Genomic DNA, 23,266 nt, shown 5'->3' with positions numbered 1-23,266 from the left:
TCCGGACCGAGCGCACCGGGACGCGTTCACATCAAATCCACGGCCGCGCAGTCAGATTTGGCGCCAAGCCGGGTGAGCTGGCACCGTGATAGAACGAGGACAAGCGATGAAGCGACTGCTGACACTGATGGTGCTGGGCCTGTTTTCGGCCGGCGTGATGACGGGCTGCAACACCGTGGCCGGCGCCGGCAAGGACATGCAGGGTGCGGGCGACAAGGTCGAGAAAACGGCCGAAAAATGCAGCGACGGTAAGTGCTGATCCGTCACATCGCGTGGCCTTGTTGAATTGATCGATCTGCGGCAACGCGCCGCTTTACCCCTGAGGAGTGTGTTATGAAGCGTGCAATTGTGCTGCTGGTGCTGTCGATGTTGTCGGTGGGAATGCTGGCGGGTTGCAACACCGTCGCGGGCGCCGGCAAGGACGTGCAGGGCGCTGGCGAGAAGGTGGAAGACGCAGCGCGTAAGTAATCCGACGCCGCATGCAAAAAAACGGGCCGCAAGGCCCGTTTTTTGTGCGTGCTTTACGTGCAAGGCGGCCTCCGTCGACGCATGCAACATGCAGTGCGACCAGCGGCGGGAGTAGGCAACGGTTCAGTGCGGTGATCGGCGGTTTGACACCTTTTGATCCCGGACCAACGCCCGCGTGGGCACGCTGGCACCACGGTCAATCGCGACCGCATCAGCGGAGTCATCGCATGAACAGTGACATCATTTCCGGCAAGTGGACCCAGTTGAAGGGCAAGGCCCAGGCGAAGTGGGGCGATCTTACCGACGACGATTTCAAGGTTGCCGAAGGCAATGCCGAATATCTGCAGGGCAAGCTCCAGGAGCGCTATGGCTGGGATCGCGATCGCGCCCAGACCGAAGTGCGCGCGTTCGAAAAGTCGTTGCGCGACGACACCTGAGGGTGCGCGGGTCTGCCGCCGTTGAGGCGAGCAGCTTGCAGACGACGGGCCGCCTGGTGCGGCCCGTTCTGCGTTCGAGCGTGGAGCCAACTCCCCGGCGCCTGCGGCGGTGGCAAAAGTGCGGAACCGCTAAACTTGGGGGCTACCCCACCCTGGCATGACGTAGATGACCACCCGTGTCCTTACCGGCATCACCACCTCCGGCACCCCGCACCTGGGCAATTATGTCGGTGCAATCCGCCCGGCCATCCAGGCCAGTGCAGGTGCCGATACGGAGAGCTTCTATTTCCTGGCCGATCTGCACAGCCTGATCAAGGCGCAGGACCCGGCGCGCACGCAGCGTTCGACACTGGAAATCGCCGCCACCTGGCTGGCCTGCGGCCTGGATCCGGACAAGGTGTGGTTCTACCGGCAGTCCGATGTGCCCGAGACCACCGAGTTGATGTGGTTGCTGACCTGCGTGGCCGGCAAGGGCATCCTCAATCGCGCGCATGCCTACAAGGCGGCGGTGGACAAGAACCGCGCCGATGGCGAGGACGAGGATGCCGGCGTCACCGCAGGCTTGTTCATGTATCCGGTGCTGATGGCGGCCGATATCCTGATCTTCAATGCGCACAAGGTGCCGGTGGGGCGCGACCAGATCCAGCACATCGAAATGGCGCGCGATTTCGCGCAGCGTTTCAATCATGTCTACGGGCGCGACTTTTTCACCTTGCCCGAAGCGGTGATCGACGAGCAGGTGTCCACCTTGCCAGGCCTTGATGGCCGCAAGATGAGCAAGAGCTATAGCAACACCATTCCACTGTTTGCACCGCGCGAGGAATTGCGCAAGCTGGTGTTTTCCATCCTGACCGATTCGCGCGCCCCGGGCGAAGCCAAGGAGACGCAGGGGTCGGCGTTGTTTCAGCTGTACCAGGCATTTGCCACACCGCAGGAATCTGCCGCCTTTGCGCAGGCGTTTGCCGACGGCATCGGCTGGGGCGATGCCAAGCAGCAGTTGTTTGAGCGGATCGATCAAGAGATTGCGCCGCTGCGTATGCGCTACGAGGCGTTGATGGCAGAGCCAGCCAAGATCGAAGCGATCCTGCGCGCCGGTGGTGCACGTCTGCGCGCGCGCTATGCCACTCCCCTGCTGGCCGAGTTGCGCGATGCGGTGGGCTTGCGCGATCTGTCCAGCCAGGCCGCCACCGCGGCGGTGCAGTCCAGCGAAAAGGTCGCACTGCCGGTGTTCAAGCAATATCGTGAAAGCGATGGGCAGTTCTATTTCAAGTTGAACGATGGCGCGGGTGCATTGCTGCTGCAGAGCGATGGCTTCGCTTCGCCACGCGATGCCGGACAGGTGATCGCACGGTTGAAGCAGGCCACCCAAGCCAGCGATCTGCAGCTGCCGGGCGTGCATGCGCAGGTGGATGCCGACGTGATTGTTGCCGCGATGGATGCCTTGCGCGAGGCGTGAGCTGCGCGGCGCAACAGGCGTCGAGGTGGGTTGTTGCGGTTGCGTAGGTCCTGCCTGTGGCGACATGCGCGACCGCGACGCCAGGCTTGGGCCTACACTGCAGTTTCGACAGCCGCCGCGGGGTGCGAATGACAGCGACAGCCGAGTTCAACATCCACACCATCGATACCGGCTTTGGCGGCGTGCAATTCGATGCGGCGTATCTGGTGGTCCAAGCGCAGCAGGCCGCCTTGATCGATTGCGGTACCTCGCTGTCGGTCCCGCAGATGCTGGCCGCGGTGCAGGCGGCCGGGTTGGCGCCAGCGCAGGTGGAGTGGTTGATCCTGACCCATGTGCATCTGGATCATGCTGGCGGTGCAGGAGCCTTGTTGCGGCATTTGCCCAATGCGCAGGTGCTGGTGCATCCGCGCGGTGCGCCGCACCTGATCGACCCTGCGCGGCTGATTGCCGGCGCCACCGCGGTGTATGGCGAGGCGGACATGGCGCGCCATTACGGCGTTATCGAGCCGGTGCCGGCCGAGCGCGTGGTCGCGGCCGGCGAGGGTCATACCGTGATGCTGGGCAAGCGCGCGCTGCGCACCGTCGAGACGCCTGGACATGCGCGCCATCATCTGTGCGTGTGGGATGCGCGCAGCCGCAGCTGGTTCACCGGCGACACCTTCGGCCTGTCGTATCGCCAGTTGGACAGTGCGCGTGGCGCTTTCATCGTGCCGACGTCCTCGCCGGTGCAATTCGAACCCGAGGCCATGCTGCAGTCGATCGCGCGCCTGATGGACGCCGCACCAGAGGCGATGTATCTGACCCATTACGGCCGTGTCACCTCGCCAGAACCGTTGGCGCGGGCGCTGGGCGAGCAGATTCATGCGATGACCGACATTGCGCTGGGCTGCGCGCAGCGTCCGGACCGGCATCGCTGCATGGTGGCGGCATTGACCGAATTGTATCTGGAACGCGCACGCCAACATGGATGTCGGTTGGACGATGCCGCCGTGGAGCAACTGCTGGCAACGGACATCGAACTCAACGCGCAAGGGCTGGGCTGTTGGCTGGATCGTGCAGCGCGCATGCGTTAGCGCTGGTTGAGGGGTGACACACCCTCTCCAACGCTGTAGTGCGTGGTCGCGTCGTTCTGGTGCAGCTAAGGCCGGATCAGTCGGGTACGCGGTGCCCTCACCGCTGGCGGGACACGCCGTGAACCCGTCCATGGGGGCTCGATGGCGGCATCCATGCCGCCAACGGTCCCGCAATCGGTGAGGACACCGCACCAGAACGTTGGCTGGTGGTGTTGTTGAAAGCAGTGCACACCGACCATCTTGATGGCGCACGGGCAAGCGCCCTGCAGCCACACCGGAGATCATCCGCGCTTGGCCATGCATGCGATCGACTGCATTCTCGTGTCATTGCGCTCCGGTGTTGGTCGCACGCTTGTAAACTATGTGTCATCTACCGTTGCAAGGCCTCACCGTGAATCCGATGCGCATCCTGCTGTTGTCTGCCTGCCTGTTTGTAGGAGGTGTGGCGCAGGCCGCCAACGATCTGCCGGGCGGCGGCATCGATGCCGAGGCATTGTCGCGTCACGTGCGCTTGCTGGCGTCGGACGAATTCGAAGGGCGCGCGCCGGCCAGCGCCGGTGAGCAGCGCACGGTCGATTACCTGGTGGAGCAATTCAAGGCGGCCGGCCTGGAGCCAGGCGGCGAGCAGGGCAGCTGGACCCAGGCCGTGCCGCTGGTGCGCGCGCAGGTGGATGGCCCGGTGCGCGCAAGCCTGCGCGTCGGGGGCAAGACCCAGGCGCTGGTCAATGGCAACGATGTGACCCTGCAAAGCCTGCGTCCGCAGCAGGCGGTCGCGTTGAAGAACGCGCCACTGGTCTTCGTCGGCTACGGCATCAGTGCGCCGGAGCGCCAATGGGACGACTACAAGGGCGTGGACCTGCGCGGCAAGATTGCGGTGGTGCTGATCAACGATGCCGATTTCGAATCGCCGCAGCCGGGCGCATTCGACGGCAAGGCCGTGACCTATTACGGCCGATGGACCTACAAGTACGAAGAGGCGGCGCGGCGCGGTGCGGCCGGGGTATTGATCGTGCACGAGACGGCGCCGGCGGCGTATGGCTGGGCCACGGTGCAGAGCTCGGGCATGTCGCCGTTGTTCGACATCGAGCGCAGCGATGCCGATGCCCGCGCGCAGCACGTGCCGGTGCGCGGCTGGATGCAGCGTGCATTGGCGGTGTCGTTGTTCAAGCAGGCCGGCCTGGATTTCGAACAGGCCAAGGCACGTGCGCAGCAGCGCGACTTCGCGCCCGTGGCACTGGGCGATGCGGCGTTGTCGGTGAATTTCAAGCTCAAGCGCGAGCGTGTGGTGACGCATAACGTGGTGGCCAAACTCACCGGCAGCCGGCATCCGGATGAGACGGTGATCTTCTCCGCACACTGGGATGCATTCGGGATCGGCAAGGCCGATGCCGGTGGCGATACGATTCGACGCGGCGCCGTGGACAACGCCACCGGCGTGGCCAGCGTGCTGGAACTGGCGCGCGTGTTCGCAGCCGGCCCCAAGCCGCAGCGCACGTTGTACTTCATTGCGCTGACTGCCGAAGAAAAGGGCCTGCTCGGCGCCAATTACTACGCCGCGCATCCGCTGGCGCCGCTGGACAAGACCGTGGCCGTGCTCAACATGGAAATGTTCAGCCCCAATGGCCCGACCCGCGACATCGCCTCGTGGGGACGTGGGCGGGTGTCGCTGGAAGGCGATCTGGAAACCGCCGCCAAGGCGCGTGGTCGCAGCTATTTGCCGGATCCGAATCTGGAAGCAGGCTTCTTCTACCGCGCCGATCATTTCGCGTTCGCGCGCATGGGTGTGCCGGCGATCACCGCCGGCCCCGGCCTGGACATGCTCGACGGCGGCGTCGCGGCAGGCAAGGCACTGCGCGAAAAGTATTTCGCCGATTGCTACCACCAGCCGTGCGATCGCTGGACCCCGCAATGGGATGCCAGCGGCCATGCCGCCGATACCACGCTGGTGTACGCCGTGGGCGTGGCGTTGGCCAATGGCCGGCAGTGGCCGAGCTGGCAGGATGGCTCGGAATTCAAGGCGATCCGTGCCAAGAGCGATGCGGTGCGCAAGTAAGCGCGCAGGAGCGAGAGGGCGCCGTGCCCTCGAGAGAGGCCAAGCGCAGCGACCAAGACGACTGCGCTGATCGCCAGACGGGCGCAGCTGGATTCGATGCGGCATGTGCGCTCATACATTCGGGGTCCTGCACGCTGTCCATGCGCATCGGATGACTGAGCGCTACGCCAAGCGAACGCAGCCGCTGCCCGGTGGCCTGCAGTTGCTTGTGCGTGTGCGGATCCCGCGCGCCGTCCACGCTCATCAGACGGCCGCTCGGGACGTTTGTCGTTGCTCGGTACACAGGCTGGCATTGTGATCAATGCCATGGCATTGAACGACTGCGCATAGGCGTGCCTACGGCTTGGCGGCGTTGGGTGAGTTGCCGCCGCCGGCACGCGTGCTTTTGTCGCCGCCGCTGCACGGATAGCGCTTTGCCAGCGCCTGGACGATCAAGTCGGGTGCGGCCTGGGCCTGGCGTGTATCGGGCAGCGCGCCGATATCGGCGATGACCGCCTGCAGATCGGGCGAGCCGGTGCTGCCCGCCGGCATGCACCAGCCGGTGCGATAGCTGGCGCTGGCGACGCCGAGCAGATACGCACCGGCGCGGCTGGCTGAAACAAGCACCTTGAACTCGCGTTGCTCCGGCGCGGTGATTTCTGGCGCAAGCGATCCGTCCAGTCCGGCGTCGATCAGCTTGCGGCCGCTGAGTTCCCACGGCTCGGGGGCACGCGCCGATGCCGTGGCGGACGTTGCGAACAAGGCGGCCAGGGCCAGCCAGCGAAGAGGGTGCTGCATCTGCACGCTCGGATGCGGTGGGAAGTGCACCATAGCGCGACCGGGGTGCGGCGTGGGCTTTGGCATGTGCTCTAGAATCGAAGGTTCCGCTGCACTGCCTGGCACTGTTCCGATGTCTTCCTCTCACGATGCTGCCGCGCCTGCGCGCAGCGGGTTAGTCGTTCTCGCCTTGTTGCTGGTCTACGTGGTGTGGGGCTCGACCTATCTGGCGATCCGCTTTGCGCTGGAAGGTGGCGCGCAGCCGCTGACGATGGTGTCCGGGGCACGTTTCATCGTCGCCGGTAGCGTGCTCTACAGCGTGCTGCGCTGGCGCGGTGTGGCGGCGCCAACGCGCGCGCAGTGGAAGAACGTGGCGCTGATGGGTGCGGCGTTGCTGCTGCTCGGCAACGGCATGGTGGTGCTGGCCGAGCGCAGCGTGTCGTCCGGGCTGGCCGCCACGGCGGTGGCGTCGGTGCCGTTGTGGATGGCCTTGTTCGGCGCATTGCGCGGGCAGCATGCCAGCGGCGGCGAATGGCTGGGCATCGTGATCGGCTTTGTGGGCGTGGTGTGGCTCAACGCCGGCAGCAGCCTGACCGCGACGCCGGTTGGCTTGGTGTTGCTGCTGATCGCACCGATCGGCTGGGCATTCGGGTCGGTGTGGTCGCGCGGGCGCGATCTGCCTTCGCCGTTCATGACCGCTGCCGGGCAGATGGTGTGCGGCGGCGTGCTGCTGGTCAGTACCGGCCTGCTGATCGGCGAGCGCCCGCAGGTGTGGCTGAGCCCGCAAGGACTGCTGGCGGTGGCGTACCTGTGCGTGTTCGGCTCGATCGTGGCGTTTACCGCCTACGTGTGGCTGCTGCATCACGTGCGGCCTGCGCTCGCCGGTAGCTACGCCTACGTCAACCCGGTGATTGCGGTCAGCCTGGGTGCCTGGCTCGGCCATGAGCGCTTCAGCGCGCAGGACATCGGTGCGATGGCGGTGATCCTGGCCGGCGTGCTGGTGGTCACCTTTGCCAAGGCGCGGCGATGAGCGCGGTGTCGTCGCAGGAAGCACGCCGCGGGTTGTTGATCACCGCCTCCACCTTCGTGCTGTGGGGGCTGGTGCCGGTGTACTGGCATCTGCTCAAGGCGGTGCCGTCGCTGCAGATCATCGCCCACCGCATCGTGTGGAGCACGGTGCTGGTGGTGGCCTGGCTGCTGGCGAGCTCGGGCCTGCGTTGGTGGCGCAGCATCGCGGCGCAGCCCCGCGCGCTGCGCATGCTGGCCGGCAGCAGCGTGGCGATCGCGTTCAATTGGGGCCTGTACATCTGGGCGATCAACGCCGGGCATGTGATCGAGGCCAGCCTGGGATACTTCATCAACCCGCTGCTGAGCGTCTTGCTGGGCGTGCTGGTGTTGAAAGAGCGCCTGCGCCGCATCCAGTGGGTGGCGGTGGCCTGTGCGGCAGCGGGCGTGCTGTGGCTGACCATCGATGCCGGCGCGCCGCCGTGGATTGCGTTGGGGCTGGCGGTGTCCTTCGGTATTTACGGGCTGCTGCGCAAATTGGTGGCGGTGGATCCGGTGGCCGGGCTGGGCGTGGAAAGCGTGTACCTGTTCGTGCCGGCGTTGCTGCTGGCGGCGTGGGGCGAGCAGGGCCACGGCGGCGCGTTCCTGAGCGGCTGGAGCCTGCGGACCGACGCGATGCTGATCTTCGGTGGCGTGGTGACGGCGCTGCCGTTGATCGGTTTCGCCTACGGTGTGCGGCGCATTCCGCTGTCGTTGGTGGGCATCCTGCAATACATCGCGCCGAGCCTGCAGTTGCTGCTGGGCGTGTGGTTCTTCCACGAGCCGTTCGATCAGGGGCGCGCGATGGGCTTTGCCGCGATCTGGGTGGGTTTGCTGTTGTTTGTCGGCGACAGCGTGGTGCGGTCGCGGCAGCCGGTGCTGACGCGCTAAGTCAGCCACCCTGCACGCAGTGCGTGTGGCATTCATCAGTGCGATTGCTTCGCGTCAGCGTGCGCGATTGCCGTGCTCAACTGCGCGGCGGCGCCAACGGGCTGGCCACTGCCAGCGTGGACGCGGGCAGCGCCTGCGGTGCAGGGCAATGGCTGGGGTCTTGGTGCACCTGTGCCAGCCATTGGTCGATCGGCCCGCCGAGCACGTCCAGCCGTAGCGGCAGGCTCAAATGGTTTTCGCCCGGCAGTTCGAGGTAATGCGCACGCGCGCTGGCCAGGGCCAGTGCGCGGCCATGCGCCACCGGAATGTGCTGATCGGCATCGCCGTGCAACAGCAGCACGCAGCTGCGCGTGTCGGCCAGGGCGTGCGCGACATCGACACGGTCCAGGTCCAGCTTGAGCTGGGTGTCGGCCGCTGCAATCACCGCGTCGATATTCTGGTCGGCATAGCGCCAGCGTGCATACGCCGCCACCGCCCGCCCACGCCACCCGTGCGGCTGGCTGGCGAGCAGGTGCGGCACCATGTCGCGGATGCCGCGCCCGGCATTGGCGAAGGATTCCATCGCCACCACGCCGGTTACGCGCGGGCCGAGTTTGTCGGCCGTAAACAGCGCGGTGGCCGCGCCGTAGGAAATGCCGAACAGATACAGCGGCCCGCGGATTTCGCCGCGTGGTTGCAGGGCGTCGAGCACATCGATGACGTCGTCGGACTCGCGCGTGCCGTAGCCGGACGGCCCGCCGCCGGAATGACCATGGTTGCGCAGATCGATGGTGACCACGCGGTAGCCGGCCTGCGCAAGCTGCAGCGACCAGGGCAGCAGCGAGTCGCCATCCATCATCCAGCCGTGCAGCAGCACCACCGTGCCGCGCGGCGCCGGCGGTTTGGCAGTCGGTGCCTTGAAACTGAAATCCACATCCAGCGCATGCGCCGGGTCACTGCGCTGCCCCGTGTAGCGATAGTGCATGGCGTACTGGCCGGGGTCGATCGCGCGCCAGAAGATCGGCACGCCATCGCGCGTCACCACATGCCCGCTGCGATTGGGCACCGTGGCGATGGTGGCGGCAATGCGTTCTTCGTCCAGCAGCGGCGAGGTACCACCGGGCGCAACCAGGCGCTCGCTGAGCGAGGTCGAAGAAGAGGAGCAGCCGGCCAGCCACAGGCAGGCGCAGACCAGCAGAAGCAGGCGCGTCATGGCGATCGATCGATGGAGCAAACGGCCGAGCAGGCTACGGCCTGCCCGGCTGGCGCATCTACCGCACTGCGGTGACAGAACCATGACAGCCTGCAATACGTTCAGCCGCCGCCGTGCGCTTTGCCGCGGCTGTCACCATTCCCGATTCCCGGCGGGCCAAGGCCCGCCTACACCTCACGCAGCGCCGTGGTAATCGGCAGACGCGCCGCACGCAGCGCGGGAAACAGTCCGCCCACCAGGCCGATGCCCAGCGCCCACTTCAGCCCGCTCCAGAGCAGCTCCGGCGAGACCTTGAACTGGAAGACCACCTGGCTGAAGTTGCTGCCCAGCGTGGAGACGGTGTAGCCGTTGAACACCGCCCAGGCGATCGCGCCGCCCAGCAGCCCGCCCAGCAATGCCAGCAGCATGGTTTCCAGCATCAGCGCCATGATCACCGGCGTGCCGCGAAAGCCGATCGCACGCATGGTGGCGATCTCGCGCGCGCGCGTGGCCACCGCCGCATACATGGTGTTGAGCGCGCCGAATACCGCGCCCACTGCCATGATCGCCCCGATCACCGTGCCCAGGATGTTGATCAGCTTGTTCAGGCCGCCGCCCTGTTTGCCGTAGTAGGCGCGGGTGGTTTCCACATCCAGCTTGAGCCGCGGATCGGCGGCCATGGCGGTCTTGAACGCGCTGAAGCCTGCCTTGCCGTTGGTGCGCACGCTGATCGACTGATAGGCACTGCGGTTGTAGGTGGTGGCCAGCGTCTGCGCGTCGGTCCACAACTCCGAATCGTGCGCATCGCCGGAGGCGAACACGCCCACCACCGTCCACTGCTGGCTGCCAAGCGTGAGGGTCTTGCCCAGCTCCAGTCCGCGGAACTGGTTCAACGCGCCCTTGCCCACCACCATTTCGCGCAGGCCGGTGTTGAAGCGGCGGCCCTGCACGATCTTGACCTTGTCATGCACGGCCCAGGCCTGTTCGCCCACGCCACGCAGTTGTGCGTTGACGTCGGTGCCGTCGGCGCGGGAGGCGATGTTCACCACTTGCGACAATTCCGGCGACAGCATCGGGCGGCCATTGGCATCGGCCGCAATGCCGGGCAGGCTGCCGATCAGCGGCACCAGGTCGCGGGTGATCACCGAGTTGGTCTCCGCCTGCGAACCGCCGCGCAGGACGATCGCGGTGGTGTCGTCGCCGGTGCTGTTGAGCGTGGCCTGAAAGCCCTGGCCCATTGCCAGCATCGCCACCAGCACGCCGACCACGCCGGCAATGCCGACCACGATCACCGAGCTGGACCCCCAGCGCTGCGGCAGCGTGGCGATGCCGATGCGTGCGGCCGCCAGCGAGAGCCTGCCGCTGCGTGTGGCCACCAGCCACACCGCCAGCAATCCACCGATCGGCAGCAGCACCATCCACGGCAGTGCGATCCAGGCCGCCAGCCCGATTGCCAGCAGCACGACCGACAGCGCGTTGACCCCACGATCTTTCCATTTGCGTTGCATGTGCATGCTCCTGTCAGCGGCCGGCGAGTGCATCGACGATCTTCAAGCGCTGCGCGCGTAATGCCGGCAGCACACCCACCACGATGCCGATGCCGGCCATCAGCCCGACCGCGACAAGCCAGGTCTGCAGCGGCACGGTCTGGGTCGGCATCAGGCCGCCGCTGCGCGCTGCAACCGCCGGGATCACCAGCGCCGCCAGCCCCATGCCGATCAGCCCGCCCAGGCCGATCAGCAACATCGACTCCACCATCACCAGGCTCAGCACGGTGCGGTCCTGAAAGCCCAGCGTCTTGAGCGTGGCCAGCTCCGGAATCCGCTCGCGCACGGCCTGTGCCATGGTGTTGCCGGTCAGCAGCAGCAAGGTGAAAAACACCGCGGCCATGATCGAGGTGACGATCAAGCCGATATCGGCAAACTGCTTGACGAAGGCTTGCTGAAATGCCGATTCGGTCTGCGACTTGGTTTCATGGTCGGAGTTGGCCGACAACGCATCGATGGCCTGCGCCACGCGCGATGCCTGGTCGGCGTTGCGCAACGTCACCGTGTACCAACTCACCCTGCTTTTGATGTAGTCGTTGGACTCGTCGAAGTACTTCCAGTTCATCATCAACTGGCGTTCCTGGTTGGCGGCCACGGTGCGGTCTTTCATGCGGAAGATGCCGACCAGTTGCAGCGGCCAGTCGTTGCTGCCGCCGCGCGGAAAGATGGTGGCCTGCAGCGGAATGGTGTCGCCGATCTTCCAGCCATTTTCCTTGGCCAGGCTTTCGCCAACGATCGCGCCGGTGCGTGTGGTCTGGAACGCCTTGAGCTGGTCCTTGGGCAACTGGTATTCGCTGTACACATCGAAGAAATTGGGCGCCACCGAAAAATTCGGGAAAAAGTTCTTCGGGTCGCGGTAGATGCCGCCGAACCACATTGCCGAGGTCACATCGCGCACGCCCGGCACGCTGCGGATCTGGTTTTCCAGATTGATCGGCAGCGATTGGGTGATCGACAAGCGCGATGCCACCACCAGCCGGTCCACGCCGCTGACGCTGCCGCCGGAGGTAAAGGCCACGCGCACCGAATCGAGCATGCCGAACAATAAAAACGCCGCGACCACCGAGAGCAAGGTCAGCAAGGTGCGGGTCTTGCTGCGGAACAACTGCGCCCATACCAGCGAGAGATACTTCATGGCAGCGCTCCCTTACAGTGCAAGCGGCGCATCGGCCAGCTCGCCCTTGTCCAGATGGATGGTGTGGGTGGCGTATTCGGCGGCCTTGGGGTCGTGGGTGACCATCACGATGGTCTTGCCGTGTTCGCGATTGAGTTCCTGCAGCAGGCGCAGGATTTCTTCGGCATTGTGGCGGTCCAGATCGCCGGTGGGTTCGTCGCAAATCAGGAAGGTGGGATCGGAGACGATCGCGCGCGCGATCGCCACGCGTTGCTGCTGGCCGCCGGACAATTCGCTGGGCTTGTGGTTGCGACGCTCCTGCAGGCCGACCAGGGTCAATGCGATCTCGGCATTGCGCTTGCGTTGGGCGGCATTGAGCGAGGTGAGCAGCAATGGCAGCTCCACATTCTTTTGCGCGGTGAGCATCGGCATCAGGTTGTAGAACTGGAACACGAAACCGACGTGGTGACTGCGCCAGGTCGCCAGCTGCCCGCCGCTCATGCGGTCGATGCGCTCGCCTTCGATCTCGATCTCGCCGCCGCTGGGGCTGTCCAGCCCGCCGATCAGGTTCAGCAAGGTGGTCTTGCCGGAGCCAGACGGCCCCATCAGTGCGACGAAGTCGCCGCTGGCAATGTCCAGATCGATGCCGTGCAGCACCTGCACCTGCTCGGGGCCGCGTTGGTAGGTCTTGGTGATGTTGCGCAAACTGACGAGAGCGGACATGGCAACTCCTGGCGGTGCGATGGAAGAGGTGACAGCAGTGCGCAGAGCGACTGCGGATGTGGTGCGGCACTGCAGTAACACGATGAGCTGAAATGCGATGAAGCGATGGGGCGAGTGCAGGCAAAGGCATCGGTTGCTGTGGCGACACCTGTGCGGCGCACGCTGCCGATGCCTGAAACGTGCCTGCGACGACAGCGGCTGAGATATCGACGAACATCGCAACTGCAGATGCGCAAGCACAGCCGATACCGCGTTACTGGATTTCACCGGCGTTCCCTCGCAGCGCGACGCAGGCGCTTACGTCGCTGCCGTTTCCATCAAACGCGCTTTCCGTATTCCCCTGAGTGGTGACCGCCTGCGCTGTGTTGGTTGTGCGTTATTCGGCAGCGTCCGGCGCTGCTTCGGTCACCTTGTCGCCATCGTTCAAGGTTTGCGGCGGATTGAGTACCACGCTGTCGCCTGCGGCCAGGCCGGAGAGCACCTGCCTGTCTTCGCCCATCACCATGCCAGTGGTGACGGCATGCGCGCTGACGGTGTCGTGCTCGCCGACCACGAACGCGACCGTGCGCGTGTCGCGCTCCACCAGTGCGGCGGCCGGGACGCGCACGCCCTGCGGCTTGGCTGCTTGCTGCGGTTTGGCCTGCTCCAGAAAGCTGACCCGGACACCCATCTCCGGCACGATGCGCGGGTCCTTGACCTTGAGCGCCACGCGCACTTTCACCGTGGCCTTGCCGCGGTCGGCGGTGGGGATGATGGCGATGACCTCGCCTGGAATCTTCCATTCCGGGTAGGCGTTGAGCACTGCTTCCACCGGCATCTTGGGTTGCACGCGGCCGATGTAGGACTCGCCCACTTCCACCTCGATTTCCAGCGATTCCATGTCCACGATGGTGCCGATACCGGTACGGGTGAATCCGCCGCCGGCCGACAACGGCGAGACGATTTCGCCCGGCTGCGCTGCCTTGGCCGTCACCACGCCGGCAAACGGCGCGCGCACCACGTTGAAGTCAGAGCGGATACCGGCAATGGCCAGTTGGTCGGAGGCGACCTGCACATTGCGCTGCGCGTTCTGCAGCTGGGCGCGCAAGGCATCGCGCTGCGCAATGGCCTGGTCGTATTGCGAGCGCGACACCAGCTGCGCACCCACCAACGACTGCAGGCGCGTGGCGTCGGCGTTGGCTACTGCCAGTTGCGCCTGCATGTTGTCGACCTGGCTGCGTGCGGCCGACAACTGCGAGGCCGACAAGCTGCGCTGCGCATCGGCATCGAGCGGGTCGAGTGTGGCCATCACCTGGCCCTGTTCGACGCGCATGCCTTCTTCGATCATCACCTCGCGCACCTTGCCGGTGACTTGCGCCGACACCGTGGCCATGCGTCGTGCCACCACATAGCCGGAGGCGTCCAGCACCGATGCGCTGCTGCTGCCGGCGCTGATCGCCACCACCGGCGCGGTCTGCACCTGCACCACCGGGCGGCGCGTGAACCACCACGCGGCGGCGGCCAGCACAATGACGAGGATCACTGCGGCGAGGATCCAGCCGGTACGGCGGGCGGGCGGCGGCGTGGCAGGGCGCTGGCGGTCGATGCGGAGTTGCTTGAGCAGATCGGCGGAAGTGTTCATCGATGACCAGGACGGAAGGCTGCGCGAAATGTGACGGTCTACAGGCGATGCCGCAAGCTGCCGGAAGTCACCAACTGCGGTGCGGCGACAAACGGTCGATGCGCCGATGCCACCGCCAGCTGGTGCGCAGCATGCAGTCAGCACGGCGCGCTCACCAGTGACAGCTGTCATCTGCACGCCATGACACCGGCAACTGGTGCACCAGCGCTGCGGCAGGCCATGCTGGCGGCTCCTCCGGCAATCCGCTAACGGCATGCTTTCCTTCGCATTTGCAGACTGCACGTATCTGGCTTGCGCTTGCGCAGGCCAATCGCAACCCCGGTGGGCGATCGCATCGCAGCAAGCACCGGGAGCATGCATGAGGCCGCTCACCCGTATCGTCCTGCACGCAGCCGCACGCAGCCGCACGCAGCCGCACGCAGGCGGGCCCGGCAGTGGCAGAATCCGCTCATCCACACGGACCTTTGCTGATGCGCCTCCGGTTTCCCGCATGGCTTCGCCCCGCCGCCAGTTCGCAGGTTGCCGCGCGGCTGGCGCAGGGCCAATCGCCGTGGATGGACAGCGTGCACTTGCTGTGGTCGGCCTGGGTATTCGTGGTGCCGGTGTTTTCTGCGCGGGGCTACGACAGGACCTGGCTGTTGTGCACGCTGCTTTCGTATCCGGTTTTCCTGCTGCTGTACGCACGCATGTTGCTGGCGCCACGCGGCACCTTGTATCGCTACGCCTGGGCGATGGCGGTGATGAGTGCTGCCTTGTTGCCGGTGTATTCGTCGGGCATCAGCTACTTCATCTTTGCCTGCCTGAGCTTGCGTCCCTCCACGCGGCCTGGGTTGTGGCGGCACTTTGCGATGTTGCTGCTGATGAACGCGTTGTACCTGAGCTGGGCGCACTGGCTCGGGTTGAGCATGCAGGCGCTGGTGTGGATGCCGGTGACGGTACTGGGCATGGCCGCCGTGGGCGCGGTGTACAGCATCAACGAACGCAAGGACGCGTTGCTGCGCTTGTCGCAGGACGAAGTTCGTCGTCTGGCGGCCACTGCCGAACGCGAGCGCATCGGCCGCGACCTGCACGATCTGCTTGGCCATACCTTGTCGCTGGTGGCGCTCAAATCCGATCTGGCTGCGCGCCTGATCGAGCGCGACCCGCAGGCCGCACGCAACGAGATCGACGCGGTGGCGCAGGTCTCGCGCGAGGCGTTGGCGCAGGTACGGCGCGCGGTCACCGGCATCCGTGCTGCCGGCCTGGTTGCCGAACTGGCATCGGCGCGGGTGCTGCTGGACCTGGACGGCATTGCGCTGGAGCAACAGCTGGAGCCGCTGGCCTTGCCGCCCGAGCACGAAACCGCGCTTGCGCTGGTGGTGCGCGAGGCGGCCACCAATGTGCAGCGCCACGCGCAGGCAAGACGCGTGCGTGTGCAACTGCGCGCGCACGGCGATCAGGCGGTGCTGGAGATCACCGACGACGGCCGCGGCGGCGTGATCGTGCCGGGCAACGGCCTGGACGGCATGCGCGCACGCCTGCACGGCCTGGGTGGCGCGCTGGATGTGCAGGCCTTGCCGCGCGGCATGCGATTGCGCGCCAGTGTGCCGTTGCCGCGGCCTGCGGTTGTCCCCGCAACGCCGCCGGTGATGCCGCAGCCGCTCTAACGCGCCCCGGTTGCGCTGCCAAGTGCACGGCATGCGTCGGCGCTGTTATCGTGCGCAACCGTTGCATGCATGCGAGCGCGACCGATGATCCGGGTGTTGTTGGCGGAAGACCAAGCCTTGCTGCGTGGCGCGCTGGTGGCCTTGCTCGGGCTGGAGGACGATATTGCGGTGGTCGGCAGCGCCGGCGATGGCGAAAGCGCGTGGCGCGAACTGCAGCGCCTGCAGCCGGACGTGCTGGTCACCGATATCGAGATGCCTGGCCTGACCGGGCTGGAACTGGCGCAGCGGATCCAGCGCCAGGCGTTGCCGGTACGGGTCATGATCGTCACCACGTTCGCGCGTCCGGGATTTTTGCGCCGTGCCCTGGATGCCGGCGTGGCCGGGTATCTGCTCAAGGATGCGCCGGCCGAACAGCTGGTCGATGCGTTGCGGCAGGTGCACCGCGGCGGGCGGGTGATCGACCCGCAGCTGGCCCTCGATGCGTGGGTGGAAGCAGACCCCTTGAGCGAACGCGAACGGACTGTGCTGCGGCTGGCCGGCGAAGGCCGCTCCGCCAGCGAGATCGCCCAGCAGTTGCAGCTCTCGCACGGCACGGTGCGCAATTACCTGTCCGAATGCATCGGCAAACTGGGCGTGGCCAATCGCATCGAAGCCTACCGCCTGGCGCGGCAGAAGGGCTGGTTGTAGTGCAGCCAGTCGATGGTTTGCGTGCGCGGGAAGCTGACGTTTTCGGGGTGCGGGATTGCATGCAGGTGCGCCGCGCCTAATCGACGCGAGCGCACCACAAAGCCGCCATCGACGACGGTGCATCGGTTGCTTCATCCGCCAATCTGCAGCTATTCCAAACGCGTGCGAAGGCATGCGATTTGCACCCAGGTACACTGCACAGCATCGAAAAACACGGCGAGCGATGCATGAAATCTCTGTGGCTGTCGGGCCTGCTGTGGATATGCGCCTTCAACGCGTCCGCCGAGCAATTCAAGATATTGGTGGCTGCCATTCCCAACCAGTATCACCACGACTATATCCCCGTGGCCAAGCCGCAATTCGAAGCGATGGCGCGCAAGCATTATGTCCAGATGGTGTGGGCGTGGAATGCCAAGGCGTTCGATGGCGACCTGTCGCAATACGCGGCCATCGTGTTGCTCAATACGCCGGCCACCGATCTCGACCCAGCGCAGCGGGCCAACTTCCAAAAATACGTGCGTAACGGCGGCGGCGTGGTCGCGGTGCACAAGGCCTTTGCGATCAAGCGCGGTGAATGGGAGTGGTACGACCACATGATCGGCCGCTCGTTCCGCACCCATCCGTACATGCAAACGGCGATGGTGGATGTGGCCGACGCCAATTTCCCGGCCACCGCCGGCCTGCCCAAACGCTGGGTATGGAGCGACGAATGGTACGAATACGATCCGCCCTACAGCGACGACTTGGTCACGCTACTCACCGTCGACGAACGCAGTTATGACCCCACCTTGATCTGGCCAGGACAGGTCGCCAAGGGCATGGGCCAACAGCACCCGGTGGCGTGGTACCACCACTTCGAAGGTGGCCGCATCTTCGCCACTGCGCTGGGCCATCTGGCCGAAGCCTATAACGACCCGCGCTATCTGGAGCATTTGTACGGTGGAATTTATTGGGCGGCCACCGGCAAGGGCATCGAATCATCGGCGCCAGCGGCCAAAACAAAACGCCAGCGTTAGGCACCAGCCCCTCTCCCCGGCGGGAGAGAGGTGGGTAAGGCGACGGGCGAGGCCGGCCGCGTGGGCCTACTTCAATCGGCTGCGCCCGCATCCTCGTCCGCCCCTGCGGGGCACCTTCTCCCCCATGAAGGGCAGACGATGTCCCAGGGAGAAGGAACTGCGTGCTGCCACTGTGTGCCGATCCTCTGCCGAGCCGTGTCAGCCCATCATCAACCGCGACCCCATCACTGCGCAGACCGCTCTCCACGCGCCATGCTGGAAAACACCCCGTCGCGGCGCACCCAGGCGTGAAACAACGCCGCGCTCAGATGCCCCAGCACGGTGGCAAATAACAGATACGCCAGCCAGCCATGCGCGCTGCGCAGCCAGGCATACAGTGCAGGGTCGTGCGGTGCGATCGCCGGCAGGTTCGCACCTGGCCACAGCACGATCGGGTAGGCGCCGGCCGACAGCATCGCCCAGCCGATCAACGGCATGCCCAGCATCAATGCATACAGCAGCCAATGCGAGGCAATCGCGGCAGCCTTTTGCCATGCCGGCAGATCGGCCGGCAGCGGCGGCGGGCGATGGCGCAGCCGGTTGATCAGGCGCAGCACCGCCAGGATCAGAATTGCGATGCCCAGCGGGCGATGCAGATCGATCAACCACGGCCGCTGCGTCACCGAGGCCACCATGCCGACACCGACGAACAACATGGTCAGGATCATCGGGGCCATCAGCCAGTGCAGCACGCGCGCTGGCAGATTGAAGTGGGTACGGCGGCTCATTGGCGTGCTCCCTGGCCGGTGGCGGCGCTGCCCGTGCCGTTGGCGATCTCGCGCTCGCGGCGGTTGAACGATTGCGAATACACCGACGAGCGCGCTGCCAGAATCGGGTCATTCGATGCGGCAAGGCCCTTGGGCAAAATCAACGGGTCGTAATTGAGATCGCGACACGGGCCGGTGGCCTGCGGCTGCGCACGCTCGATCGAGAGCGTGCCGGCCACGATCTGCTTGCGGCGTTCCGGCCACGGTTGCGACGGGTCGTCCACCGCATCGCCGGGCTCGGCGATGGTCAGCACCATGTCCCAACGCAGCGGCCCGTGCGCCAGCCGCGCGTCCAGGTCGGTGGCGAGAAAATCGCCATCGGCCTGCTTGCGTTGCGCGGCGCTCAGTTCCTTGAATGGCGTATGCGGGCGCATCGACCAGCGGATGTAGCGTTCGCGTCCGTCGGCGGCAATCGCGCGGAACGCATTGACGCCGTTGTATTGCGTATTGGCCCAGCTGTCCGACCACGGCGCAGTCTTGGCCCACTGCTGGAACTTGGCCGCTTCCGGATACTGCTTGCCGAACGCCGCCAGTTTTTCGGGGTCCGGCTTGCCGGTGGCCGGGTCTGGCTTGGAGGCCACGTTGAGCGCCTGAAAGCCGGCCGGCGTGGCGACCACGAAGAACGGGAAGCTGTTCATCGCCGTGCGCCATTCCTGCCCATCGTCGCTGCGCAACAGCAGCGCCATGCTGCGTACGCGCGCCTGCCCGTCCGGCCCGTGCGGGTCGCCGCCGCCGATCGACATGCGCCCCAGCACCGGCGTGCTGGGCTGGCTGAAGATGCGCGCCGACGACAGCCAGGTGGCCTTGCCGCTGGACTGGAATTGCCCGCTCACGCACACCCCCTTGGTATGCGCGCGGCGAAAACCCGGATGCGGCGGCCCGCTGGATTCGATGGTGTCGGTCATGCGCGCGGCAGTGAGCCGGTCGCCACCGATCCAGCCGGCCGTCCAGGCAAACGCAAGCGCAACGCCGCCGGCAATGGCGGCAATCCCCAACAACGGCAGCACGGGGCGGCGCGCGCGCGGGGGCGAGGGAGGTGGCAACGTCATGGCTGGCTCCGGTGGTCGATACTGTGAGTGGTTGATACGAGTGAGACGACATGCGAGCCGCGTTATTCCCTCGTCCACCAACGACGGCGGCACGCACCGATCGCGGGAATAATCCACGCTCCAGTGCGTCTACCGTGTGATGCCACCACCACGCGCGCCAATGGATGCTCTGGACGATGACCAACTGCGCGCCGTGCTGCCGGCGCTGCGCCGCTTCGCACGCTCGTTGAGCGGCGAGCCCGCCAGCGCCGACGATCTGGTGCAAGCCACACTGGAGCGCGCGCTGCGGCGGTGGCACACCCGGCATACCGCCGAAGCCCTGCAGCCCTGGCTGTTCGCCATCCTGTACCGGCAGTTTCTGGATGGGCAGCGGCGTGCCGCGCGCTGGCAGCGGGTCGTGGGCCTGTTCGCGCCGCAGCAGCCCAGCCAATCCGCGTCCGCTGAGCAGGTGCACGACGGCCGTGCCATGCTGGCCAGCCTTGCATCATTGCCGGCCGAACAACGCGCGTTGTTGCTCTTGGTCAGCGTGGACGGTTTCAGTTATCGCGAAGTGGCCGATACCCTCGGCATCCCGATCGGCACCGTGATGTCGCGCCTGTCGCGTGCGCGCGAACGCCTGCGTGCCGTGAACGAAGGCCAGGTGAATCACGCACCTGCATTGAGGATCCTGAAATGACCACCATACCGCCCGACGAACACGCGCTGCACGCCTACGTCGATGGCCGCCTGACGCCGGAGCATCATGCAGCAGTGGCAGCCTGGCTGCAGGCACATCCCGCCCAGGCCGCGCGCGTGGCGGGCTGGAAGCGCGATGCCGAAGCGCTGCGTGCCGCACATGCCGGCCTGATGGCGGAGACTGGCGCCGTAGCCTTCACGCCTGCGGCGATTCGCCGTGGCCTGCAACAGCGCCGTCGTGCCGCGTTTGCCGTGGCCGCCAGTTGCGTGCTGGCACTTGGCCTGGGTACCGGGCTGGGCTGGCAGCTGCATGCGAGCCGGATCGCCAGCCAACGCGTGCCGATGGCCGATGCAGTGGCCGCCTACCGCCTGTTCGCCGATGCCGACGCGCATCGGGGCGTTGGGTTGGACGTGCAGCGCCGTGCCGAGTTGGAACCGTGGTTGCGCACGCATTTCGGCAGCGTAGGCGTGGTGCCGGATCTGCGTGCGCAGGGGTATACGTTGCGCGGTGGGCAATTGCTGTCCACACCGGAAGGCGCGGCCGCGATGCTGGTCTACAGCGATGCCGACGGCGCACGCATTGGCCTGTATCTGCGTCCACGCAGCGGCCCGATGCCGACCGGCGAGCGCCGCGATGGCCGGCTGTTGGCGCAGTACTGGGCCGAAGGCGACACCGCATTCGCGCTGGTCGGCCCGGCGACGCAGACACGCATGCGCACGATCGCGCCGTTGTTGCGTCGCCAGGGCTGACCAGCGCAGCGCAAGCGTTGTGCTGGCCTCAGCCTGATTGCAGCGCTGCCCGCGCTCAGCCGCCGTAGCGTTGTTGCAGCATGGCGAACGCCGAGCGCAGTGCCAGCGCTTCGCCGCCGGCGGGGCGGCCGGGGCGGTCGCTGTCATTCCAGGCGTAGACGTCCAGATGCGCCCACGGCCGGCCGGGTGCCACGAAGCGTTCCAGATACAGCGCGGCGGTGACGGCGCCGGCCATGCGCGAGCCGGCGTTGGCCATGTCGGCTACATGGCTGTTGAGATAACGCAGGTATGGGCGCCATAGCGGCATGCGCCACACCGGGTCGCGGGTCTGTTCGCCGGCACTGATCCAGGCCTGCGCCAGCGCATCGTCGTTGGCAAAGAGCGCCGGCAGGTCCGGGCCCAGCGCGATGCGTGCCGCGCCGGTAAGCGTGGCGAAATCCAGGATCAGATCCGGGCGCTGCTCGGTGCCATAGCTCAGCGCATCGCACAGCACCAGGCGGCCTTCGGCATCGGTGTTGTCCACTTCCACCGTCACGCCGGCGCGGGTGGTGATCACTTCACCAGGGCGGAATGCATCCGGGCCCACCGCGTTCTCCACTGCCGCAATCAGCAGCGTCAGCCGCACCGGCAACTGCTGCGCCATTACCAGACCGGCCAGCGCCAACGCATGCGCCGCGCCGCCCATGTCCTTTTTCATGTTGCGCATGCCATCGGCCGGCTTCAAATCCAGCCCGCCGGTGTCAAAGCACACACCTTTGCCGACCAGCACCAGATGCGGATGCGCCGTGTCACCCCACTGCAACTGAATCAGTCGCGGCGCGCGATGCGAGGCGCGCCCCACGGCATGGATGGTGGGGAAGTTCTGCGCCAGCAACGCGTCGCCAACGATCGCATCGACCTGTGCGCCATGCGCCTGTCCGAGCGTGCGTGTGGCCTCTTCCAGATGCTGCGGGCCCATGTCTTCGGTGGGCGTGTTGACCCAGTCGCGCACGCGCAGGCACGCCTCGATCAGTGCATGCGTATGTGCCGAGGGCGTTGCAGCCAGTTCGGCCGGCGCGCGCGGCACCTTGCGATAACGTGAAAAGCGATAAGCGCCCAATCCCCAGCCCAGATGCAGCAATGCCTGCTCGGCATCGCTCAGCGGGTTGGCCAGCGTCCAGCGGCTGGCCGGCGGTAGGGCCATCGGCGCATGCGCGTAGGCGTAGGCATCGGCCCGGTCACCGATCCCCAGGACCGCGCCGGCCAGCCCGTTGTCGCCCGGCAACAACAGCACGCTGCCCGGCGCGGCATCGAAACGCTGTGCCTGCGCCCACGACAGCACACCGGTGGGCTGCTCCGCGCACCAGCGCGTAAAGTTCTCGCGGTCGAGCACATACAGCGGCAAGGCTGCGGCATGGGGATCGGTGAAACCGGTGAGGTGCGACATGGAAATCCTCGAGTGCAGCGCCGTGCGCCGCGCAGAGTGGCTCAGGCGGGAAGGGTGATGCCGGCGTTCATCGGGCCTGGATGCGGCTGCTGCGCGTCCAGCCAATCGGCCAGCCCGGTCATGCTGTCGAATTCCAGATCCGGCTGCTGGGTGGGATGCGACCACACCGCGCCCTCGCGATTGATCCAGCAGGCGCGCAGGCCGGCATCCAGCGCGCCCAGCACGTCCATGCGCACGTGGTCACCCACATGCAGCACTTCCGAAGGCGGCACCTCGAGCCGGGCACAGGCGGCCAGGAAGATGCTCGGGTCGGGTTTTGCGCTGCCGTGTTCGCGCGAGCCCAGTTGAAACGCAAAGTGGTGCATCAGCCCGATGCGCTGCAAATCGGCATTGCCGTTGCTGAGCGCGGCCACCGGCACATGGGCGGCAATGCGCGCCAGCGCGTCGAGCGCATCCGGGTAGCATTCCACCTGGTTACGCGCCGCATAGAACACCTCGTAGGCCGGCTCCAGCAACGCCAGATCGCCGCCGCTCTCGCGCAACGCCATTTCCAACGTCAATCGGCGCAGCGCGCTGAGGTCGTGATGCAGGTGCGGGTTGTCGGCAAAGCTGCGCTCACGCAACTGGCGCATCGCCTCCACCGGAAAGCGCTCGGCAGTCACCGGGCTGTGCTCGCGCATCCAGTCGTACAGCACCTGATCGATCCGCGCCCCGATCGGCGCAAAGGGCCACAACGTATCGTCAAGGTCGAGGGTGATGGCGCGAATGTGGAAGCTCATCGCACGATTGTAATGCCGGGAATGGAGAGTCGGGAATCGAGAATGGGCAGAGCACCGCCTCTGCGCTTGCGATTCCCA

Annotated in this window: 23 protein-coding genes; 13 read left to right on the top strand and 10 right to left on the bottom strand. The window is 66.1% G+C overall.

Annotated features, from left to right (window positions below; all coding sequences use genetic code 11):
• The first annotated feature begins 106 nt into the window (after window positions 1–106).
• The 6 genes from J7396_RS10845 (at window position 107) to J7396_RS10820 (ending at window position 5,487) form a co-directional block, all read left to right on the top strand.
• On the top strand, window positions 107–259 hold the full coding sequence (locus J7396_RS10845; RefSeq protein ID WP_011348912.1) for an entericidin A/B family lipoprotein: 153 nt from the start codon (window positions 107–109) through the stop codon (window positions 257–259).
• A gap of 74 nt (window positions 260–333) precedes the next feature.
• The gene (locus J7396_RS10840) at window positions 334–468 is read left to right on the top strand and encodes an entericidin A/B family lipoprotein (protein WP_005914328.1); all 135 of its coding nucleotides are present in this window, start codon (window positions 334–336) and stop codon (window positions 466–468) included.
• Window positions 469–695: 227 nt separating this feature from the next.
• A complete protein-coding gene (locus tag J7396_RS10835; RefSeq protein ID WP_003486601.1) occupies window positions 696–905 on the top strand; it encodes a CsbD family protein in 210 nt (69 codons plus the stop codon).
• A 166-nt stretch (window positions 906–1,071) separates the two neighbouring features.
• A complete protein-coding gene (locus J7396_RS10830; protein ID WP_071117705.1) occupies window positions 1,072–2,361 on the top strand; it encodes a tryptophan--tRNA ligase in 1,290 nt (429 codons plus the stop codon).
• 128 nt (window positions 2,362–2,489) lie between these two features.
• The gene (locus tag J7396_RS10825; protein ID WP_008576427.1) at window positions 2,490–3,434 is read left to right on the top strand and encodes an MBL fold metallo-hydrolase; all 945 of its coding nucleotides are present in this window, start codon (window positions 2,490–2,492) and stop codon (window positions 3,432–3,434) included.
• A gap of 361 nt (window positions 3,435–3,795) precedes the next feature.
• Entirely contained in the window at window positions 3,796–5,487 is a 1,692-nt protein-coding gene (locus J7396_RS10820) for a M28 family metallopeptidase (RefSeq protein ID WP_209261446.1), read from the top strand.
• A gap of 336 nt (window positions 5,488–5,823) precedes the next feature.
• On the opposite strand, the gene J7396_RS10815 is transcribed toward J7396_RS10820, so the two are convergent.
• On the bottom strand, window positions 5,824–6,297 hold the full coding sequence (locus tag J7396_RS10815) for a Rap1a/Tai family immunity protein (RefSeq protein ID WP_046932093.1): 474 nt from the start codon (window positions 6,295–6,297) through the stop codon (window positions 5,824–5,826).
• 31 nt (window positions 6,298–6,328) lie between these two features.
• Here J7396_RS10815 and yedA point away from each other — a divergent pair, with 31 nt between their 5' ends.
• Window positions 6,329–7,273: a drug/metabolite exporter YedA gene (yedA, locus tag J7396_RS10810; RefSeq protein ID WP_209261445.1), complete on the top strand. Its 945-nt coding sequence runs from the start codon at window positions 6,329–6,331 to the stop codon at window positions 7,271–7,273.
• Entirely contained in the window at window positions 7,270–8,178 is a 909-nt protein-coding gene (gene rarD / locus J7396_RS10805; protein ID WP_109290482.1) for an EamA family transporter RarD, read from the top strand. The genes yedA and rarD overlap by 4 nt, the downstream gene beginning before the upstream one ends.
• Window positions 8,179–8,254: 76 nt before the next feature.
• Here the strand turns inward: rarD and J7396_RS10800 are convergent, their stop codons facing one another.
• From J7396_RS10800 to J7396_RS10780, 5 genes are all read right to left on the bottom strand, one after another.
• On the bottom strand, window positions 8,255–9,370 hold the full coding sequence (locus J7396_RS10800) for an alpha/beta fold hydrolase (protein WP_209261444.1): 1,116 nt from the start codon (window positions 9,368–9,370) through the stop codon (window positions 8,255–8,257).
• 167 nt (window positions 9,371–9,537) lie between these two features.
• Window positions 9,538–10,863 carry an ABC transporter permease gene (locus J7396_RS10795; RefSeq protein WP_008574770.1) on the bottom strand — a complete coding sequence of 442 codons (1,326 nt, stop codon included), beginning with the start codon at window positions 10,861–10,863 and terminating at the stop codon, window positions 9,538–9,540.
• Between the two features lie 7 nt (window positions 10,864–10,870).
• Window positions 10,871–12,031, bottom strand: coding sequence for an ABC transporter permease (locus J7396_RS10790; RefSeq protein ID WP_014091324.1), 1,161 nt, complete (start codon window positions 12,029–12,031; stop codon window positions 10,871–10,873).
• 12 nt (window positions 12,032–12,043) lie between these two features.
• The gene (locus tag J7396_RS10785; protein ID WP_014091323.1) at window positions 12,044–12,733 is read right to left on the bottom strand and encodes an ABC transporter ATP-binding protein; all 690 of its coding nucleotides are present in this window, start codon (window positions 12,731–12,733) and stop codon (window positions 12,044–12,046) included.
• Between the two features lie 376 nt (window positions 12,734–13,109).
• On the bottom strand, window positions 13,110–14,354 hold the full coding sequence (locus J7396_RS10780; protein ID WP_209261443.1) for an efflux RND transporter periplasmic adaptor subunit: 1,245 nt from the start codon (window positions 14,352–14,354) through the stop codon (window positions 13,110–13,112).
• 470 nt (window positions 14,355–14,824) lie between these two features.
• Between J7396_RS10780 and J7396_RS10775 the strand changes: the two genes are divergently transcribed.
• From J7396_RS10775 to J7396_RS10765, 3 genes are all read left to right on the top strand, one after another.
• Window positions 14,825–16,000 (top strand): sensor histidine kinase, encoded by a 1,176-nt coding sequence (locus J7396_RS10775; protein ID WP_014091321.1) that lies wholly within the window; start codon window positions 14,825–14,827, stop codon window positions 15,998–16,000.
• Between the two features lie 84 nt (window positions 16,001–16,084).
• On the top strand, window positions 16,085–16,687 hold the full coding sequence (locus tag J7396_RS10770; protein ID WP_008574779.1) for a response regulator transcription factor: 603 nt from the start codon (window positions 16,085–16,087) through the stop codon (window positions 16,685–16,687).
• Window positions 16,688–16,914: 227 nt separating this feature from the next.
• The gene (locus J7396_RS10765; RefSeq protein WP_209261442.1) at window positions 16,915–17,703 is read left to right on the top strand and encodes a ThuA domain-containing protein; all 789 of its coding nucleotides are present in this window, start codon (window positions 16,915–16,917) and stop codon (window positions 17,701–17,703) included.
• A 224-nt stretch (window positions 17,704–17,927) separates the two neighbouring features.
• On the opposite strand, the gene J7396_RS10760 is transcribed toward J7396_RS10765, so the two are convergent.
• Both J7396_RS10760 and J7396_RS10755 read right to left on the bottom strand, forming a co-directional pair.
• Window positions 17,928–18,470, bottom strand: a complete 543-nt coding sequence (locus J7396_RS10760; protein ID WP_209261441.1) for a cytochrome b — start codon at window positions 18,468–18,470, stop codon at window positions 17,928–17,930.
• Complete coding sequence (locus tag J7396_RS10755) at window positions 18,467–19,558, bottom strand: catalase family peroxidase (protein ID WP_011348897.1); 1,092 nt, start codon at window positions 19,556–19,558, stop codon at window positions 18,467–18,469. The genes J7396_RS10760 and J7396_RS10755 overlap by 4 nt, the downstream gene beginning before the upstream one ends.
• A gap of 160 nt (window positions 19,559–19,718) precedes the next feature.
• On the opposite strand from J7396_RS10755, the gene J7396_RS10750 reads away from it, so the two are divergent.
• A complete protein-coding gene (locus tag J7396_RS10750) occupies window positions 19,719–20,234 on the top strand; it encodes an RNA polymerase sigma factor (RefSeq protein ID WP_008574784.1) in 516 nt (171 codons plus the stop codon).
• Window positions 20,231–20,983, top strand: coding sequence for an anti-sigma factor (locus J7396_RS10745; RefSeq protein WP_209261440.1), 753 nt, complete (start codon window positions 20,231–20,233; stop codon window positions 20,981–20,983). The genes J7396_RS10750 and J7396_RS10745 overlap by 4 nt, the downstream gene beginning before the upstream one ends.
• A gap of 55 nt (window positions 20,984–21,038) precedes the next feature.
• Here the strand turns inward: J7396_RS10745 and J7396_RS10740 are convergent, their stop codons facing one another.
• Window positions 21,039–22,409: a leucyl aminopeptidase family protein gene (locus J7396_RS10740; protein ID WP_209261439.1), complete on the bottom strand. Its 1,371-nt coding sequence runs from the start codon at window positions 22,407–22,409 to the stop codon at window positions 21,039–21,041.
• Between the two features lie 41 nt (window positions 22,410–22,450).
• Window positions 22,451–23,188, bottom strand: coding sequence for an HAD family hydrolase (locus J7396_RS10735; protein ID WP_008574788.1), 738 nt, complete (start codon window positions 23,186–23,188; stop codon window positions 22,451–22,453).
• Window positions 23,189–23,266 lie beyond the last annotated feature (78 nt).

It is taken from the genome of Xanthomonas sp. A1809, from assembly GCF_017746015.1.
Lineage (GTDB): Bacteria > Pseudomonadota > Gammaproteobacteria > Xanthomonadales > Xanthomonadaceae > Xanthomonas > Xanthomonas euvesicatoria.
Note: the sequence above shows the minus strand (reverse complement) of the source record. Positions and strands in the feature narration are given on the sequence as shown.

What these genes read in the sequence shown, in the direction of transcription:
- J7396_RS10845 (WP_011348912.1), top strand. Translation starts at nt 107, where the DNA reads ATGAAGCGACTGCTGACACTGATGGTGCTGGGCCTGTTTTCGGCCGGC.
- J7396_RS10840 (WP_005914328.1), top strand. Translation starts at nt 334, where the DNA reads ATGAAGCGTGCAATTGTGCTGCTGGTGCTGTCGATGTTGTCGGTGGGA.
- J7396_RS10835 (WP_003486601.1), top strand. Translation starts at nt 696, where the DNA reads ATGAACAGTGACATCATTTCCGGCAAGTGGACCCAGTTGAAGGGCAAG.
- J7396_RS10830 (WP_071117705.1), top strand. Translation starts at nt 1,072, where the DNA reads ATGACCACCCGTGTCCTTACCGGCATCACCACCTCCGGCACCCCGCAC.
- J7396_RS10825 (WP_008576427.1), top strand. Translation starts at nt 2,490, where the DNA reads ATGACAGCGACAGCCGAGTTCAACATCCACACCATCGATACCGGCTTT.
- J7396_RS10820 (WP_209261446.1), top strand. Translation starts at nt 3,796, where the DNA reads ATGTGTCATCTACCGTTGCAAGGCCTCACCGTGAATCCGATGCGCATC.
- J7396_RS10815 (WP_046932093.1), bottom strand. Translation starts at nt 6,297, where the DNA reads ATGGTGCACTTCCCACCGCATCCGAGCGTGCAGATGCAGCACCCTCTT.
- yedA (WP_209261445.1), top strand. Translation starts at nt 6,329, where the DNA reads ATGTGCTCTAGAATCGAAGGTTCCGCTGCACTGCCTGGCACTGTTCCG.
- rarD (WP_109290482.1), top strand. Translation starts at nt 7,270, where the DNA reads ATGAGCGCGGTGTCGTCGCAGGAAGCACGCCGCGGGTTGTTGATCACC.
- J7396_RS10800 (WP_209261444.1), bottom strand. Translation starts at nt 9,370, where the DNA reads ATGACGCGCCTGCTTCTGCTGGTCTGCGCCTGCCTGTGGCTGGCCGGC.
- J7396_RS10795 (WP_008574770.1), bottom strand. Translation starts at nt 10,863, where the DNA reads ATGCACATGCAACGCAAATGGAAAGATCGTGGGGTCAACGCGCTGTCG.
- J7396_RS10790 (WP_014091324.1), bottom strand. Translation starts at nt 12,031, where the DNA reads ATGAAGTATCTCTCGCTGGTATGGGCGCAGTTGTTCCGCAGCAAGACC.
- J7396_RS10785 (WP_014091323.1), bottom strand. Translation starts at nt 12,733, where the DNA reads ATGTCCGCTCTCGTCAGTTTGCGCAACATCACCAAGACCTACCAACGC.
- J7396_RS10780 (WP_209261443.1), bottom strand. Translation starts at nt 14,354, where the DNA reads ATGAACACTTCCGCCGATCTGCTCAAGCAACTCCGCATCGACCGCCAG.
- J7396_RS10775 (WP_014091321.1), top strand. Translation starts at nt 14,825, where the DNA reads ATGCGCCTCCGGTTTCCCGCATGGCTTCGCCCCGCCGCCAGTTCGCAG.
- J7396_RS10770 (WP_008574779.1), top strand. Translation starts at nt 16,085, where the DNA reads ATGATCCGGGTGTTGTTGGCGGAAGACCAAGCCTTGCTGCGTGGCGCG.
- J7396_RS10765 (WP_209261442.1), top strand. Translation starts at nt 16,915, where the DNA reads ATGAAATCTCTGTGGCTGTCGGGCCTGCTGTGGATATGCGCCTTCAAC.
- J7396_RS10760 (WP_209261441.1), bottom strand. Translation starts at nt 18,470, where the DNA reads ATGAGCCGCCGTACCCACTTCAATCTGCCAGCGCGCGTGCTGCACTGG.
- J7396_RS10755 (WP_011348897.1), bottom strand. Translation starts at nt 19,558, where the DNA reads ATGACGTTGCCACCTCCCTCGCCCCCGCGCGCGCGCCGCCCCGTGCTG.
- J7396_RS10750 (WP_008574784.1), top strand. Translation starts at nt 19,719, where the DNA reads ATGGATGCTCTGGACGATGACCAACTGCGCGCCGTGCTGCCGGCGCTG.
- J7396_RS10745 (WP_209261440.1), top strand. Translation starts at nt 20,231, where the DNA reads ATGACCACCATACCGCCCGACGAACACGCGCTGCACGCCTACGTCGAT.
- J7396_RS10740 (WP_209261439.1), bottom strand. Translation starts at nt 22,409, where the DNA reads ATGTCGCACCTCACCGGTTTCACCGATCCCCATGCCGCAGCCTTGCCG.
- J7396_RS10735 (WP_008574788.1), bottom strand. Translation starts at nt 23,188, where the DNA reads ATGAGCTTCCACATTCGCGCCATCACCCTCGACCTTGACGATACGTTG.